Source organism: Flavobacterium sp. 83 (assembly GCF_000744835.1).
In the GTDB taxonomy this organism is placed as follows: Bacteria; Bacteroidota; Bacteroidia; order Flavobacteriales; family Flavobacteriaceae; genus Flavobacterium.
In genome coordinates this window covers 1,431,960-1,448,070 of the sequence record NZ_JQMS01000001.1, presented here as the reverse complement: position 1 = coordinate 1,448,070, position 16,111 = coordinate 1,431,960, and the positions used below count along the sequence as shown (strand labels likewise).

At 32.6% G+C, this 16,111-nt stretch carries 14 protein-coding genes; 6 read left to right on the top strand and 8 right to left on the bottom strand.

The features are described 5' to 3' along the window. Window positions 1-32: 32 nt before the first annotated feature. The 4 genes from T410_RS06335 (at window position 33) to T410_RS06320 (ending at window position 4,365) form a co-directional block, all read left to right on the top strand. The gene (locus T410_RS06335; RefSeq protein WP_035669610.1) at window positions 33-1,577 is read left to right on the top strand and encodes a ribonuclease E/G; all 1,545 of its coding nucleotides are present in this window, start codon (window positions 33-35) and stop codon (window positions 1,575-1,577) included. 167 nt (window positions 1,578-1,744) lie between these two features. Then, the gene (locus T410_RS16445; RefSeq protein ID WP_051929366.1) at window positions 1,745-2,455 is read left to right on the top strand and encodes a phosphatase PAP2 family protein; all 711 of its coding nucleotides are present in this window, start codon (window positions 1,745-1,747) and stop codon (window positions 2,453-2,455) included. Beyond that, window positions 2,456-2,836, top strand: a complete 381-nt coding sequence (locus tag T410_RS06325) for a GtrA family protein (RefSeq protein ID WP_035669608.1) — start codon at window positions 2,456-2,458, stop codon at window positions 2,834-2,836. Beyond that, the gene (locus T410_RS06320; RefSeq protein WP_035669606.1) at window positions 2,833-4,365 is read left to right on the top strand and encodes a glycosyltransferase family 39 protein; all 1,533 of its coding nucleotides are present in this window, start codon (window positions 2,833-2,835) and stop codon (window positions 4,363-4,365) included. Before T410_RS06325 ends, T410_RS06320 begins: the two co-directional genes overlap by 4 nt. Window positions 4,366-4,396: 31 nt before the next feature. On the opposite strand, the gene T410_RS06315 is transcribed toward T410_RS06320, so the two are convergent. Then, window positions 4,397-4,840, bottom strand: coding sequence for a nucleoside deaminase (locus T410_RS06315; protein WP_035669604.1), 444 nt, complete (start codon window positions 4,838-4,840; stop codon window positions 4,397-4,399). Window positions 4,841-4,932: 92 nt separating this feature from the next. Between T410_RS06315 and T410_RS06310 the strand changes: the two genes are divergently transcribed. After that, complete coding sequence (locus tag T410_RS06310) at window positions 4,933-6,714, top strand: 1-deoxy-D-xylulose-5-phosphate synthase (protein ID WP_035669602.1); 1,782 nt, start codon at window positions 4,933-4,935, stop codon at window positions 6,712-6,714. A gap of 38 nt (window positions 6,715-6,752) precedes the next feature. Next, window positions 6,753-7,781: a DUF3078 domain-containing protein gene (locus T410_RS06305; protein WP_035669600.1), complete on the top strand. Its 1,029-nt coding sequence runs from the start codon at window positions 6,753-6,755 to the stop codon at window positions 7,779-7,781. Between the two features lie 3 nt (window positions 7,782-7,784). On the opposite strand, the gene dgt is transcribed toward T410_RS06305, so the two are convergent. From dgt to T410_RS06270, 7 genes are all read right to left on the bottom strand, one after another. Then, on the bottom strand, window positions 7,785-9,131 hold the full coding sequence (gene dgt / locus T410_RS06300; RefSeq protein WP_035674185.1) for a dGTP triphosphohydrolase: 1,347 nt from the start codon (window positions 9,129-9,131) through the stop codon (window positions 7,785-7,787). A gap of 87 nt (window positions 9,132-9,218) precedes the next feature. Beyond that, window positions 9,219-9,716, bottom strand: coding sequence for an RDD family protein (locus T410_RS06295; RefSeq protein WP_035669597.1), 498 nt, complete (start codon window positions 9,714-9,716; stop codon window positions 9,219-9,221). A gap of 42 nt (window positions 9,717-9,758) precedes the next feature. Next, window positions 9,759-10,601, bottom strand: a complete 843-nt coding sequence (gene dinD / locus T410_RS06290; protein ID WP_035669596.1) for a DNA damage-inducible protein D — start codon at window positions 10,599-10,601, stop codon at window positions 9,759-9,761. 32 nt (window positions 10,602-10,633) lie between these two features. Beyond that, the gene (locus T410_RS06285; protein ID WP_152556934.1) at window positions 10,634-11,647 is read right to left on the bottom strand and encodes a hypothetical protein; all 1,014 of its coding nucleotides are present in this window, start codon (window positions 11,645-11,647) and stop codon (window positions 10,634-10,636) included. Window positions 11,648-11,702: 55 nt separating this feature from the next. Continuing rightward, window positions 11,703-12,329 (bottom strand): hypothetical protein, encoded by a 627-nt coding sequence (locus T410_RS06280; protein ID WP_035669592.1) that lies wholly within the window; start codon window positions 12,327-12,329, stop codon window positions 11,703-11,705. 20 nt (window positions 12,330-12,349) lie between these two features. Continuing rightward, window positions 12,350-14,764, bottom strand: a complete 2,415-nt coding sequence (locus tag T410_RS06275; RefSeq protein WP_035669589.1) for a ribonucleoside-diphosphate reductase subunit alpha — start codon at window positions 14,762-14,764, stop codon at window positions 12,350-12,352. Between the two features lie 327 nt (window positions 14,765-15,091). Next, window positions 15,092-16,069 carry a ribonucleotide-diphosphate reductase subunit beta gene (locus T410_RS06270; RefSeq protein ID WP_035669586.1) on the bottom strand — a complete coding sequence of 326 codons (978 nt, stop codon included), beginning with the start codon at window positions 16,067-16,069 and terminating at the stop codon, window positions 15,092-15,094. Between the last annotated feature and the right edge of the window lie 42 nt (window positions 16,070-16,111).

Here is a 16,111-nt window from a genome sequence, read left to right as displayed (position 1 = left end):
TCGTCTCGACGAATAGATAAAAAATTTACAGCGTGAATAAAGAATTAATCATTAGATCTAGTTCTGAAGCCGTAGATTTTGCCTTATTAAAAGATGGAAAACTAATTGAATTACACAAAGAAGAAGAAAAAAGCAACTTCCAGGTAGGTGATATTTTCATTGCCAAAATCAGGAAACCAGTTGCCGGACTTAACGCTGCTTTTGTAAATGTAGGCTTCGAAAAAGATGCTTTTTTACATTATCACGATTTAGGTCCTAACTTATCTTCCCAACTGAAATTCATAAAACTTGTAAGCGCAGGTAAATTAAAAGATTTCTCCCTAAAAACCTTTCAGTTTGAAAAAGAAATAGATAAAGATGGTACCATTACTGATGTATTAAGTGCCAATCAGTCTGTTTTAGTACAAGTCGTCAAAGAACCTATATCTACCAAAGGACCAAGAATTAGCGCTGAGCTTTCTCTTGCCGGAAGATTTATAGTTTTGGTTCCGTTTTCTGACCGCGTTTCTATTTCTCAAAAAATAGAAGACAAAAAAGAAAAAGAACGCTTGAAACGATTAGTGCAATCCGTCAAACCAAAAGGATTTGGTGTTATTGTTCGCACAGTAGCCGAAGGCAAAAATACAGCCGAATTAGAAAAAGATTTGCAGAACCTGCTTAGCAGATGGACTGCAATGTGTAAAAAATTACCAACTGCTCATCATCCTTCCAAAGTATTAGGAGAACTCAACAGAGCTTCTTCAATATTAAGAGACGTATTTAATGATACCTTCAGTGGTATTCAAATTGATGACGAAGAGTTGTACAACCAAACCAAGGATTATTTGCAAGAAATTGCACCTTCAAAACAATCAATTGTTAAGTTTTATCAGTCAAATGATACGCCAATTTTTGAGAAATACAATATAGAGAGACAAATCAAAACATCCTTTGGAAAAACTGTTTCCATGAGTAAAGGAGCTTATCTTATTATTGAACACACTGAAGCTTTGCACGTTATAGACGTAAATAGTGGAAATCGTTCTAATAAAGCTACTAACCAGGAAGATACAGCCATGGAAGTAAATATGATTGCTGCTGCTGAAATTGCAAGACAATTGCGTCTTCGTGATATGGGTGGAATAATCGTAGTAGATTTTATCGATATGTCAAATCCAGAAAATCGTAAAGTTTTGTTCGAATTCCTAAGGGAAGAAATGAGCGACGATAAAGCAAAACATAAAATCTTACCTCCGAGTAAATTTGGATTAGTTCAAATTACAAGACAAAGAGTAAGACCAGAAGTAAACATTAAAACTAGAGAAGAAGACCCAAACAATGAAAATGGAGAAATTGAAGCTCCTATATTAATCATTGATAAAATTGCTTCCGATTTAGAAACAGTTTTAAAAAACCACAAAGAAGTAGTACTCAATGTACATCCGTTTGTGGCCGCATACCTTACCAAAGGTTTTCCATCATTACGTTCAAAATGGTTTCTTGAACATAAAAAGTGGGTGAAAATCATACCTCGTGACGCTTACACGTATTTAGAATATCATTTCTACGATAAAAAAGAAAATGTTATTATAGAATAAATTAAAACCGCCTTTCGTGAGATTGGCGGTTTTTTTATGCCTTTTTTTTAAGCTTTCAACTCTATTTCCTTAATATTTGATTTACAATTTAATTTTGTTTTTATAATCTTTCATTTTTATTAAAAACTCAATTAGCAGGTAATTTTACAAAAATAAATTTTTGTAAAATGAATACAGTTTTTAATGTTGTATATAAAAACAGTCTCTTCTATAGGAACGGTTTGTTGTTAATGGGAATTATTGGTTTTTTTTTATGTCGTTTTTCAAAATCTGAAGGATTTGTTCTTTTGAATAGTTTTCATACAAAATCACTAAATATTTTTTTTCAGAACATTACTTTTTTAGGCGATGGAATCTTTATTCTGTTTGTCAGCTTCATTATTCTTGTTTTTTTTAAAAAACATAGAAAACTAGCATTCCTTTTATTATTAGCATATTTAGTTTCTGGAGTTTTCGCACAGATTTTCAAATCTTTGATCAGTTCGCCTCGGCCAAGTGTCTATTTTGAGATGCATCATTACAAATACTATCTTGACACTTTTGCAAATAGCCGAGTTGGATTTAGAAGTTTTCCTTCAGGACATTCTGCCTCCGCTTTTGCAATGGCAACAATATTTTCAATTTATGCCAATAGAAAATATGTTTGTATTTTTTCACTAGTCTTTGGTCTTTTAGTAGGATATTCAAGAATATATTTAGCGCATCATTTTTTAATTGATGTTTTGGGAGGTATTTTTATAGGTATTGTTTCTGGTTCCTTATCTGTGATTTGGTATGATGCAGTTCGATTAAAAATCATTAAAATATTTAAAAAGAACTCTTTTGCACCCAATCCCTGGGCAAATGCTTTTTCTAATTCTTCTTTAATTAATAGATAAATGGATATTTTTCGATTTATAAAATTTGGCTTGGTTGGTGTTTCTGGACTTGTGATTGATTTTTTTATTACTTGGCTTTTTAAAGAAAAAATAGGTTTAAACAAATATGTCTCAAATGGTTTGGGTTTTTTATTTGGTGTTATAAATAATTATTTCCTTAATAAATATTTTACTTTTCAAAATAACGACAGTAATCTTGCCTCACAATTTTTTAGTTTTTTAATGATTTCTATTATAGGTTTTGCACTGAATACTTTCCTACTCTATCTGCTTCAAAAAAACACTAAAATCAATTTTTATGTCTGTAAAGCAATTGTAACGATTATGGTTTTCTTTTGGAATTTTAGCGCTAACACACTGTATACTTTTAAAATACAATGATAGAAAAACACAAAATACTCATCCTAATATGCATTGCAACTTTAATGCGAAGTATTATTGCCGCAACAATAGGACTTGGCAACGATGAAGTTTACTATCTTACTTATGCCCAACATTTACAATGGAACTATTTTGATCATCCTCCGATGGTTGCATTGCTTATACGCCTGACTACAGTTAATTTACTTTTTACAAGTGAATTTTTCATCCGGTTGGGTCCCATTCTTTTAGCGGCAATAAATACGTATTTAATTTATGGTATTTGTAGTAAAATAAAAAATGAAAATGCTGGTTTTTTGGCTGCTTTGTTGTTTTCTTGCTCCTTTTATTCCAGCATAATTGCTGGGGTGTTTATTTTACCGGATGCTCCACAACTATTTTTTTGGATGGTTAGTATTTCCTTACTAATTAAAATTGTTTCAGCGATTGAAACTGGTAAGAATTTTAATTATAGCATTTTGATGTTTGGCATAGTCGCTGGATTGTGTATTATGAGTAAGATACATGGTGTGTTTTTATGGATAGGTTTTGGTTTATATATTTTATTTTATAAAAGATGTCTACTTTCAAATGGGTATCTTTATGCTTCGGTAATACTTTCATTAGTTATCATTTCTCCTATTTTGATCTGGAACATTGACAATCAATTTATCACATATACTTTCCATAGCAATAGAGTTGCAATAAATAGAGGAATTAATCCTAGTAGTTTTTTTAGAGAATTTTTAGGTGGTATTTTTTATAATAATCCAATTAATTATTTTTTGATTATTACGGCATTAATTGCTGTTTACAAAAATAGAATCACTATTTCGATACCCATAAAGCGACTTTTACTTTTATTAAGTCTGCCATTAATTCTTTTATTATTTTTTATTTCATTATTTAGAGACACTTTACCACATTGGTCAGGGCCTGCATTTGTAGCGTTAATTATACTTACGGCTTGCTATCTTGCAGAGGTTGCACAGGATTTAAATGTTAATTTTAGACTACCAAAATTAGTAGTCACTTCTTGTGTTTTTATAGTATTTATTTCATTCACAGGGATTGGACTAATCAATTACTATCCAGGCACAATAGGCAATCATCAAGAAGAATTATTAGGTAAAGGTGATTTTACATTAGATATGTATAATTGGGACTTTTTTAAAAATGAGTTTGATAAAATACATACTAAAGACCTACAATCCAGAAAAACGAAGACTACTTTTATCATTAATAACAAATGGTTTCCTGGCTCTCACATTGATAATTATATTGCGCAACCACTGCATTTAGATTTTATTGCAATTGGGAAACTCGAAGATATTCATACTTACGAATGGCTGAATAAGTATAGAAAAAAAATTAAAATGGGTGATGATGCTTATTTTATTACTGTTTCTACTAATTTTCAGGATCCCAACGAGCAATACAAATTGATTTTTTCGAAAATCAATTCTCCCATAATTATAAAACAGTTCCGAAATAAAAAGCCAGTGAGGAATATGTTTGTTTATTTACTTGAAGGCTATAAAGGAAGATAAAATGTGAAAGCAAGTCACTGACATGCATAAGCTACTTTCTTCTTTCTGCAAAAAATCGCTTCATCAACTCCGAAGCTTCATTTGCCATAATTCCAGAAACAACAGTAGTTTTAGGATGTAATTGCGTTCCCATTTTACCAAAACCCCGGTTTTCATCGGTTGCACCAAAAACAATTTTCGAAATTTGGCTCCAATACAAAGCGCCAGCACACATTTGACAAGGTTCCAAAGTCACATAAAGCGTACAGCCAATTAAATATTTGCCACCAAGATAATTTGCAGCAGCAGTAATAGCTTGCATTTCGGCATGAGCTGTTACATCAACCAGCATTTCGGTAAGGTTATGACCTCGTGCTATCACTTTATTGTCGATTACAATAAGGGCACCAACAGGAATTTCGCCTTTTTCGAAAGCCATTTCAGCTTCCTGCAAAGCTTTTTTCATAAAATATTCGTCGGTGAAAGGATTTATCATAGTATAGACCGCAAATTCGCAATTTAAATTCTTTGTGAAACAACTTTTTTTATCGAATGCAAAAATACAATTTCAAATCGTACCTTTGCTTTATGTCAGATAATTTACTTTCAAACATCAATAACCCAACCGATTTACGCTTACTAGAAGAAGCCCTACTTCCTCAAGTTGCTCAAGAATTACGTAATTTCATTATTGACATTGTATCCGTAAAAGAAGGGCATCTCGGCGCAAGCCTTGGAGTTGTAGAACTTACTATTGCCCTGCATTATGTTTTTGACACACCAAACGATTTATTAATATGGGATGTAGGACATCAAGCCTACGGACATAAAATACTGACGGGCAGAAGAGAAAATTTTCATACCAACAGGCAATTGGGCGGCATTTCCGGTTTCCCAAAAAGAAGTGAGAGTATTTACGATGCTTTTGGCGTAGGCCACTCCTCTACTTCAATTTCGGCAGCTTTAGGAATGGCGATTGCTTCTAATTTGAAAGGCGATTTCAACAAACAACACATTGCGGTAATTGGTGATGCTTCCATAGCATCAGGAATGGCTTTTGAAGGCTTAAATCATGCAGGTGTTACTGATGCTAATTTATTAGTAATTCTCAATGATAATGCTATTGGAATTGACCCAAGCGTAGGCGCATTGAAAAAATACCTCACTGCCGTAAAAGAAGGAAAGAACCCAAGACAAAATAACATGATTAAGTCCCTGAATTTTAATTATTCAGGTCCGATAGACGGTCACGATATTTTTGCTGTTGTCAACGAATTGAAACGTTTACAAAAAATAAAAGGCCCAAAATTCCTGCATATCATTACCACAAAAGGAAAAGGATTGCAACAAGCTGAAGAAAATCAGGTGAAATACCATGCACCAGGAAAATTTGATGCCAACACAGGTGAAATCCATATAAAATCGGAAGAAAATTTACCACCAAAATACCAAGATGTTTTTGGTTTAACCCTATTGGATTTAGCCAAAAAGAATGAAAAAATTATCGGAATTACACCCGCAATGCCTTCTGGAAGCTCCTTGAAATTTATGATGGATGCGTTTCCAAAACGTGCTTTTGACGTGGGAATTGCAGAGCAGCATGCAGTAACTCTTGCGGCCGGAATGGCAACACAAGACATGATGGTTTTTTGCAATATTTATTCTACTTTTTTACAAAGAGGTTACGATCAGCTGATTCATGATGTGGCTTTGCAAAATCTACCGGTTATTTTTTGTTTGGATAGAGCAGGATTAGTTGGTGAAGACGGAGCAACACATCACGGCGTTTTTGACTTGGCTTATTTACGTTGCATTCCAAATATGATTGTACATGCTCCAATGAACGAAATAGCATTACAAAACATCTTATATACAGCACAATTGGGGTTAAACCATCCAATAGCAATTCGTTATCCGCGTGGTCGCGGTGTCATTGTTAATTGGCAAAGTCAATATTTGGGGAGCTATGAAAAAATAAAAATCGGAAAAAGTATTTGCATAAAAGAAGGCACGAAAGTAGCCGTATTATCCAACGGCACAATTGGAAACAATGTTACTTTGGCTATTGCCAAAATAATTCATCCTGAAAACATTGCGCATTACGACTTCCCTTTCGTTAAACCATTAGATGAAAACACATTACATTTCATTTTTACTAAATTTGAAAACATAATAACAATTGAAGATAGTGTTATCAAAGGCGGTTTTGGAAGTGCGATTCTGGAGTTTGCAGCCGAGAATAATTATACCTCAAAAACAACAGTTCTTGGTGTTCCAGATGAATTTATAGAACAGGGAACTGTTACTGAATTACAACAATATTGCAAAATTGACGTTAAAAGTCTTGAAATACTTTTTTCAAGCTATTAAAATAATTATTTTGCAGCCTTAAATTTAAAACCCTCATAATGAAATTACTATCCTACTTTATTTTTTCCTTTATAGTTACAATTTCTACTAATAGTTTTTCTCAAGAAACAACAATACCAGAACTCACAGCTGCTTCAACACTCGTAAAAGTGACTCCATATACTCCATTAGCTGTGGCATTAAAAATACAAACAAAAACATATTATCTTCCTTTGTCACATTGGATAAAAAAAAACACTTTGAGCTTTGACATATCAGAAATTGCTTTTGTCAATTGGAGTGCTGGGGGTACAAGTTCAATATCAGGGCTTTTTAAAGGTAATTTTTTAAGGGTTTATAATCGAGAAAACTACAAATGGTCCAATGAACTTATTGTTCGCTATGGTTTAAATAAGCAAGACGGAATTGAAGTTAGAAAAACTGATGATGCAATTCAATTCAGTTCTACATTTGGTTATCGCCAAGATACCATGTCTAACTGGTATCACTCTGCAAAGTTTAATTTCAATAGCCAATTTACCAATGGATATTCCTATCCCAACAAGGAAATTGCTATTTCAAAACCATTTGCACCAGCTTACATTTTTATGGGAGTAGGAGCTGAAAATGTAAACAAAGAGAAAAAAAGAACATTTTACGTTTCGCCTTTTACATTTAAAACAACTTTGGTTTTAGATCAAAGATTGGCAAATCAAGGAGCTTTTGGAGTTACAAAAGCTATCTATGACGCAAACGGTGTTTTAATTAGTGAAGGTAAAAAATCCAAAACGGAACTTGGTTTTTTAATGACTAGTTTTTATAAAAAAGAAATTGCCAAAAATATCAATTTAGAAAATCGCTTGAGTTTATACTCTGATTATATTAATAATTTTGGTAATGTCGATGTGGATTGCGATTTACTATTAGACTTAGTTGTAAATCAATACGTAAAAGCGAATATAGGAACGCGTATTGTTTATGATGACGATATAAAATCAAAAAAAGAAGTCGATGGCGCACAAGTTACACAAGGTGCTAAAGCCCAACTAAAACAGCTGTTGGGCGTTGGAATCGTTTATATTTTTTAAAAATTAAGCCTTCTTTCTACCATTGATGGTTTCAAATAATTCGAGCGCATTCCCATCTGTCAAAAGCGATACATAATGACAAATATGAAGCAACCTTCCATAAAGGTTTTCCTTTTCTAAGTGATGTTTCTCGGGTAACATTTTGAGGATTAAGGAATCATAGTTAGAAGCATTTCCGTCGAATTTATTATTGAAAGCGGTGATGAATTTATCTAATAAAGTTTGTATAATTTGATACCCAACGATTTCTTTCTCGATAACTTCTCTACTTTGGTAAATATTTTTGACGCTGATTTTTATAATGTCGTCCATCTGCGCTTTGTATTTACTCTTGTCCATAATTGCAAAAGGAAATTTACCTTCCAGAATTAATGCTTCATTTTCGATGAAAACTTTGACCGCATCATTAATTAAACTCCCAATTGCCAAAGCACGTAAATAACTTATTCGGTCTTCTTTCGTCTCTAATGTTTTATATTTAGAAGTATCAATGCTGTCTTTTACCAATTTTATCAAATATTCCAACGCGAAATCTTCGGAAACTAATCCTAAATTGATTCCATCTTCAAAATCAATAATGGTGTAGCAAATATCATCTGCAGCTTCGACTAAATAAGCCAAAGGATGTCTTTCGAAACCTATATTATCTCCAGATTTATTTGGAATCAAACCCATATCAGAAGCCACATTTTGAAAAAAAGCTTTGTCCGTTTGAAAAAAACCATATTTTTTATCGGCAATAGCTGCGGTTGGTTTTTTCGGTAAGCTTTCTTTTGGGTATTTCATAAAAGCACCGAGAGTGGCAAACGAAATTCGAAGCCCGCCGTCAATTCCGGGACGACTTGCCGTAAGTACCGAAAATCCATTGGCATTCCCTTCAAAATCAATTAAATCCTGCCATTCTTTTGCCGTAAGCTGGTCTTTGTATTGCTGTCCTTTCCCAATTGAAAAATATTCTCCAATCGCTTTTTCACCAGAATGCCCAAAAGGAGGATTCCCAATATCATGAGCTAATGATGCTGCAGCAACAATAGCACCAAAATCATTCATGTGATAGCCATGAACCTCTTTCAAGTGTGGATATTTTTCTATAATTTTTTTACCTACCAATCGTCCTAAAGAACGACCTACAACCGATACTTCTAAACTGTGCGTCAATCGGGTATGTACAAAATCAGTTTTTGATAAGGGAATAACTTGTGTTTTATCCTGTAAACTTCTAAAAGCGGATGAAAAGATAATACGGTCATAATCAACTTCAAAACCCAAACGGGTATCGTCTTGTTCTACACGCAATCTTTTGCCTTTGTCGCCTTGTCGTCTTAGTGATAAAAGTTGTTCCCAGTTCATCATTTTATTTTTGGTATTTAGAAGGAGCGAATATAAAGAAAATGATGTGTTTAAAAACAAAAAAGCAGTCTAAAAATGACCGCTTATTTATCTTTTCTTATTTCCATATTCCACAGAAAACATTTTCTTTTTAGCAACAAACTCATGCTTTTTCACAACATAAGTTGCGGATAAGGTATCATGCAATCCTCTTTCTGTTTTACCTAAAAATGAAAAAGGATCAATAGGATTTAAACGGGATACGGTTCGTATCATAAAATTTTTGGTGTTTGGTTTCGAACCATCGACTCTTATCACAATAGTTTTAGTAAAATACTTAGCGAATGTTCTGGAGAAATACATCTCTGTAAATAAATAGTAAAAAAACAAAATGATAAGTCCAAAGAACAAATTTTCAATCAAACTCAAGGATTTAATCCAGTTCGACGCCCCATAACTATTGGTTGTATCTCCAATTATATTAATGGTGGCAACAATGCTTATTGCAATAATATAGATAATTAACACATCGATTATGAAATTCAGCAGACGCTGGCTTTTGGAAGCTAATAAATCATCTGTAACAGTAAATTTTTTATTTTCCATGATAGTGATTTTATAATGATAACTATCTCAAATATAGCAAAATTAGGTCAATTTATCAGGATTTTTACTTATACTTTTTGTCTCAGAGTTTACTCTTCTTTCTAATTTTTTAATATCTTCTTCTGGCGGAAGATTTTCAGGTACAATCTTTCTGTCCAATAATAATTTTCTTACTCCCAAATTATTTTTAACATGCTCAGAAGAAATACTTCTTTCTGACGACAACCCTTTATATTTTGTATTAAAAACGGTAATTTCAGTAGCAAAATCTTTTGCTTTTATGACGATTGTTGGAAGAAAATCAGCAAGTGGTCTGCTTTCCGGTACACCAAGTCTCTTTTTCATTTGTGAAGTGTTTTTCCCTCCAAATAATGCTTGATCTCCTTTACTCCTGATTATACCAAAATTTTTATCATTCCCTGTTTTTTCAAAAATAAGTTCCGATAATTCCTTTTCAGATAAAGTTAATTTTTGCCTAGCATTTAACCTTTCCCAATCATCAATTCTTTTAGCTATCAACTCAAATTTTCTTGTTTGAATTGCAAAATAATTTTGAGCAAAAGCAATTTGTTCTTTTCTCGGATCACCATTTTGAGCGATTAAATAACAAGCATAACGAGTAAGCATTATGTCATCAATTTCTCTTTCTGTTCCAGAACCAATTACAACCATTTTGTTGACGTCAACAAAATGGTCTAATATAAGATTATCAGAGACTTCACAAGAAGTTTTTGCTTTAGAAATTACTTTATTGAAATTCCTCCATTCTGAATATCCTAAAAGATGTTGAATATCTCTCGCAAACCAAAATTCAATTCCATTTTCGGTGGTTTGTGAATAGTCTTCAAAATCATTCGTCAAACTTTTTATTAACTCGTTTTTCATAAGCCATATGATTTAATAAATTGAAAATTTCTTTATCTAACTTCGTTCAACATCCCTTTAAACATTGAAAATAAAGGTCTGATTATATAAAGCAAAATAAGCGAACCTAGAAAAGCAAAAACCACATTAAATTTGATATTATAAAAATTCAACTCTTTTAATTCAAATTCAAGTTTTGTTTTTTTGATTCCATCTTCAGAAAATACTTTTACATAGTCAATTATCATATTGTTTAAATCCTCTGAACTTGATTCGCTGTAAATTAATTGTTTAACATTTCTTTCTATTTGTGTCTTTCTATTAATACTGAACCTAACATTATATATTTCCTTTAAAACATTATCAACTACTTTTTGAAAATCTTTATAATATCCACTTAAATCCAAGTTTAATTTTCTGGTAGATTTTTTTATTTTGATACCATATTCATCAACATTCCCTTTTAATATATCTCGAGCTCCTGATAAATCGAGAGGAGGTCTTTCCCCTTTTAATATTGTTCCGTCAGAAGGTGGAACAAAATTATTGCTTCGAATTTCTGAATCTTTTTCTAAAACTTCATAATTCTGTTCCCAAGGTTTTTTTGAGTCATTATTTAATATTTCATATACAAATGGAGGTCTTTTATTCAACTCTTCTTTAAGTATGTCAAATGAATTATTAATCTCTGAAATTTGATTTTCTAACCGTTTTTTTCTAATTTCAGAATACTCATTTTTACCATATGAAAACAAAATCGTTCCGGCTATAATAGAAACGAAAAAAAAGAGAACATATAATTCTTTTTTTGCCTTTTTCTTGTAAACATTGGATTCTAAGGAACTCATTGCCTCTAAATATTTGCATACAAAATAAAATGATATTGTAGGAACGATAAGGTAAATTAGAAATCTAAAATAGCTCATTGTACCATAACCATCAGACATTATACTTGAATGAAAAGTGTAGTTGTCATTGTTTTGGTAAGGAACAAAATAAACACAAATCAATACGATTATTGAGATGTAAACTAGAAATGCAATTTTTTGAAAGATATTGAGTTTCATAAGATTTGGGTTTAAAAAAAAGCTACCATTTATATGATAGCTTTTCAATTAAAAGTTATTGATTTAAAAAATCATCTAAATCGTCTTTTTTTTTCAATTCTAGTCTTCTTCTATTTAGTAATTCTAAAATAGTTACTCCAAGTTGAATATTCTCTTCGGAAATTCCCTTATTTATTTCATTTTTTCCAAATTCTAAATAATTCTTTAAAATTTCCTTTTGTTTATTAAATAAAATCTTCTTTTCAGGAATTAATTCGTTTTCTTTTTTTTCTTCTTCTCCCCAATATATTGTTGTTGGTAATTCAACTTCAATTCTGTCTTTATTAAAAGTACCTATAATATGACTATCAATTTTAAAATCTACTGGTTTTTTAAATAATAAATCTTTTGCACCTGATGAAGATACTTTTAACGAAATAGTAATATAGCCATTTAGATCACTATCACTTCTACCTTCAGAGAGAAAAAGGAATTTTGGTACGGGCTTGGTGTTATTAATACTAATTTCACTACTGTTGATGTCAAATTCTAAAGCCTTAAATTCATAATCATTGAAAATTTTCTTTTGGTGTAATAATATATTATCTTCAGTTATGGATGTTAATTTTTCAATGTCACTGGTGATTTTTTTTATTAGTTCATTAGTTACATCTACACTTTCTTTACTAAACAATATTTCCATTTTTTCCTTTTTTAAAATCTTTATGACCCACACATTTCACATTCGTCTGGACCTGCGTTTTTAGCCAATTCAATCATTGCTCTATATTCTTCAGCCGTCATTTCTACTTGTTCCGCTACTACAGGAACTGCGATTGGCTGCTCTTTAATCTCGATTGGCTCCGCTTTTTTGTCGTTGTTCAATGTGAATTTAATCGCATCCACCGCAGCTTTTGTTCTTAAATAATACATTCCCGTTTTCAATCCGGATTGCCAAGCGTAGAAATGCATCGATGTCAATTTAGAATAATTGGCATTTTGCATGAATAAGTTCAACGATTGTGATTGATCCACAAAATAACCACGTTGACGAGACATATCAATAATGTCTTTCATAGACATTTCCCAAACAGTTTTGTACAATTCTTTCAAGTCTTGCGGAATGTTTAAGGCTTGAACAGAACCATTATTTCGCATTAATTCTTGTTTCAAAGTTTCGTTCCACAAACCACGCTCCACTAAATCGTGTAATAAATGCTTGTTTACCACAATAAATTCACCCGAAAGTACTCTTCTGGTGTAAATATTAGAAGTGTATGGTTCGAATGCTTCATTGTTACCCAAGATTTGAGAAGTTGAAGCCGTTGGCATTGGCGCCACTAACAATGAGTTTCTCACTCCATGTTCCATTACTTCTTTTCTTAAAGAAGCCCAGTCCCAACGCCCTGATAAATCCTCATCTTTCATTCCCCACAAATTGAACTGAAATTCTCCTTGTGACATTGGCGAACCTTGGAAAGTAGAATAAGGCCCTTCTTCTTTAGCCATTTCCATTGAAGCGGTAACGGCTGCAAAATATAAGGTTTCGAAAATTTCTTGGTTCAGCTTTTTAGCTTCGTCACTTGTAAATGGCAAACGCAACATAATGAAAGCATCGGCTAATCCTTGTACTCCAAGACCAACTGGTCTGTGACGCATATTTGAATTTTCGGCTTCTTTTACCGGATAATAATTTCTGTCAATAACTTTATTCAAGTTTCTGGTCACGCGTTTTGTAACGGTGTACAGCAAATCGTGATTGAATTTTTTGTTTTCCACAAACATTGGCAACGAAAGTGAAGCCAGGTTACAAACCGCAATTTCATCTTTCGAAGTGTATTCCATAATTTCGGTACACAAATTCGAAGAACGAATTGTACCAAGATTTTTTTGGTTTGATTTTCTGTTGGCTGCATCTTTGTACAACATATAAGGCGTTCCAGTTTCAATTTGTGATTCCAGAATTTTTTCCCACAATTCGTGTGCTTTGATGGTTTTTCTACCTTTTCCTCGTTTTTCATAATCAATGTACATGGCTTCAAATTCTTCGCCATACACATCATACAATCCTGGACATTCATTAGGACACATTAACGTCCAATAACTATCTTCCTGCACTCGTTTCATAAATAAATCCGAAGTCCACATCGCAAAAAATAAATCTCTTGCACGCATTTCTTCTTTTCCGGTATTCTTTTTCAAGTCTAGGAATTCGAAAATATCCGCATGCCAAGTTTCGATGTAAATAGCAAAACTACCTTTACGTTTTCCTCCACCTTGGTCTACATAACGTGCAGTATCATTAAAAACACGCAACATAGGAACAATTCCGTTAGACGTACCGTTTGTTCCACGAATGTAAGAACCAGTAGCACGAACATTATGAATAGAAAGCCCAACTCCACCAGCTGACTGGGAAATTTTAGCAGTTTGTTTCAACGTGTCATAAATCCCGTCAATACTGTCGTCTTGCATGGCCAAAAGGAAGCAAGAAGACATTTGCGGTTTTGGAGTTCCAGCGTTAAACAATGTTGGTGTCGCATGTGTAAAGAACTTTTTCGACATTAAGTCGTATGTTTCTATCACTGATTTCAAATCATCTAAGTGAATCCCAACAGACACACGCATTAACATATGTTGCGGACGTTCTACGATTTTACCGTTTATTTTTAGCAAATACGATCTTTCCAAGGTTTTAAAACCAAAATAATCGTAGTTGAAATCTCTATTGTATATAACATGTGAGTCTAAAAACTCAGCATTTTCCATAATTACTTTATGTACTTCTTCCGAAAGTAACGGAGCATATTGACCGTTTCTTGGATTTACATAATTGAACATATCATTCATCGTTTCCGAGAAAGATTTTTTTGTATTCGAATGTAAATTTGAGATTGCAATACGAGCTGCTAATTGAGCATAATCTGGATGCGCAATTGTCATTGAAGCAGCAGTTTCGGCAGCAAGATTATCTAATTCAGATGTTGAAACACCATCGTAAAGCCCCTCAATTACTCGCATTGCCACTTTCACAGCATCAACCAAATCATTCAAACCATAACATAGTTTTTTAATTCTATCTGTGATTTTGTCGAACATTACCGGCTCTTTGTGGCCATCTCTTTTTACTACGTACATACTTTTGTTTGTTTTTTAAAACAGAGAATCCCTTCACTGTTTTTCGTTATTTGTAATTTATGCTAAAGTTATTTCAGCATCTTTTTTTGGAAGCTATTTACTTCGTCAGTTCGCTGCGCTCGTGTCCAGATATCCATTGCAAATGAAATTCACTGAACTCTTATGGAAATAAAAGCAAAGTGAGGTAATCTTTTTATTTTTTAAAGAAAAAAATAAAAAGGATTTCCACTACTATCTGGGCTATTACATCAGAAGCATGAAGAAATTCAATGTAATTCAAACCACAATGGCAAAATAAATCGCGATGGTTCGAGAAAAATTAAAATATTAAAAATCAGCGTCAAAACTAATTTTCTGAGCATCCTCATCCGTATTCATAACTCCTGACTTTTGATATTCAGCAACTTTCTTTTCAAAGAAATTTGTTTTCCCTTGAAGCGAAATCATATCCATAAAATCAAACGGATTTGAAGTATTGTATTCTCTGTCGCAACCTAATTCCACTAATAAACGATCAGCAACAAATTCCAAATATTGTGTCATTAACACTGCATTCATTCCTATTAAACTCACAGGAAGTGATTCAGTGATAAATTCTCTTTCAATATTTAAAGCATCAACGATAATTTCGCGGATTCTTTCTTTTGAAACTTTATTAACTAAGTGGTGGTTGTGTAAATGCACTGCAAAATCACAGTGAACACCTTCATCACGAGAAATCAATTCGTTAGAGAATGTCAAACCTGGCATTAACCCACGTTTTTTCAACCAATAAATAGAACAAAAAGCTCCCGAAAAGAAAATTCCTTCCACAGCTGCAAAAGCAATCAATCGCTCCGCAAACGAATCAGACTCAATCCATTTCAAAGCCCAGTCTGCTTTTTTCTTAATCGCCGGAAAAACTTCTAAAGCATTGAATAATTCATCTTTCTCTGCTTCATCTTTCACATAAGTATCAATCAATAAAGAATACGTTTCGCTATGAATGTTTTCCATCATGATTTGAAAACCATAAAAGAATTTTGCCTCAGCATATTGCACTTCGTTCACAAAGTTTTCAGCCAAATTCTCGTTTACAATTCCATCTGAAGCAGCAAAAAAAGCAAGAATATGTTTTACAAAATAACGCTCTTCATCTGAAAGTTTATTATTCCAGTCATTTAAATCTTGCGATAAATCAATTTCTTCAGCAGTCCAGAAACTAGCTTCCATACTTTTATAAAATTCCCAAATATCGTGGTGTTTGATAGGGAAAATCACAAAACGATTTTTATTTTCTTGTAAAATTGGTTCAACTTGCGCCATTATAGTAGTTTATTTTTTGAGATTTTATGCTTTATGTGGATT

Coding starts and splice junctions, on each gene's coding strand:
- T410_RS16445 (WP_051929366.1), top strand. CDS start 1,745: ATGAATACAGTTTTTAATGTTGTATATAAAAACAGTCTCTTCTATAGG.
- T410_RS06325 (WP_035669608.1), top strand. CDS start 2,456: ATGGATATTTTTCGATTTATAAAATTTGGCTTGGTTGGTGTTTCTGGA.
- T410_RS06320 (WP_035669606.1), top strand. CDS start 2,833: ATGATAGAAAAACACAAAATACTCATCCTAATATGCATTGCAACTTTA.
- T410_RS06315 (WP_035669604.1), bottom strand. CDS start 4,840: ATGATAAATCCTTTCACCGACGAATATTTTATGAAAAAAGCTTTGCAG.
- T410_RS06310 (WP_035669602.1), top strand. CDS start 4,933: ATGTCAGATAATTTACTTTCAAACATCAATAACCCAACCGATTTACGC.
- T410_RS06305 (WP_035669600.1), top strand. CDS start 6,753: ATGAAATTACTATCCTACTTTATTTTTTCCTTTATAGTTACAATTTCT.
- dgt (WP_035674185.1), bottom strand. CDS start 9,131: ATGAACTGGGAACAACTTTTATCACTAAGACGACAAGGCGACAAAGGC.
- T410_RS06295 (WP_035669597.1), bottom strand. CDS start 9,716: ATGGAAAATAAAAAATTTACTGTTACAGATGATTTATTAGCTTCCAAA.
- dinD (WP_035669596.1), bottom strand. CDS start 10,601: ATGAAAAACGAGTTAATAAAAAGTTTGACGAATGATTTTGAAGACTAT.
- T410_RS06285 (WP_152556934.1), bottom strand. CDS start 11,647: ATGAAACTCAATATCTTTCAAAAAATTGCATTTCTAGTTTACATCTCA.
- T410_RS06280 (WP_035669592.1), bottom strand. CDS start 12,329: ATGGAAATATTGTTTAGTAAAGAAAGTGTAGATGTAACTAATGAACTA.
- T410_RS06275 (WP_035669589.1), bottom strand. CDS start 14,764: ATGTACGTAGTAAAAAGAGATGGCCACAAAGAGCCGGTAATGTTCGAC.
- T410_RS06270 (WP_035669586.1), bottom strand. CDS start 16,069: ATGGCGCAAGTTGAACCAATTTTACAAGAAAATAAAAATCGTTTTGTG.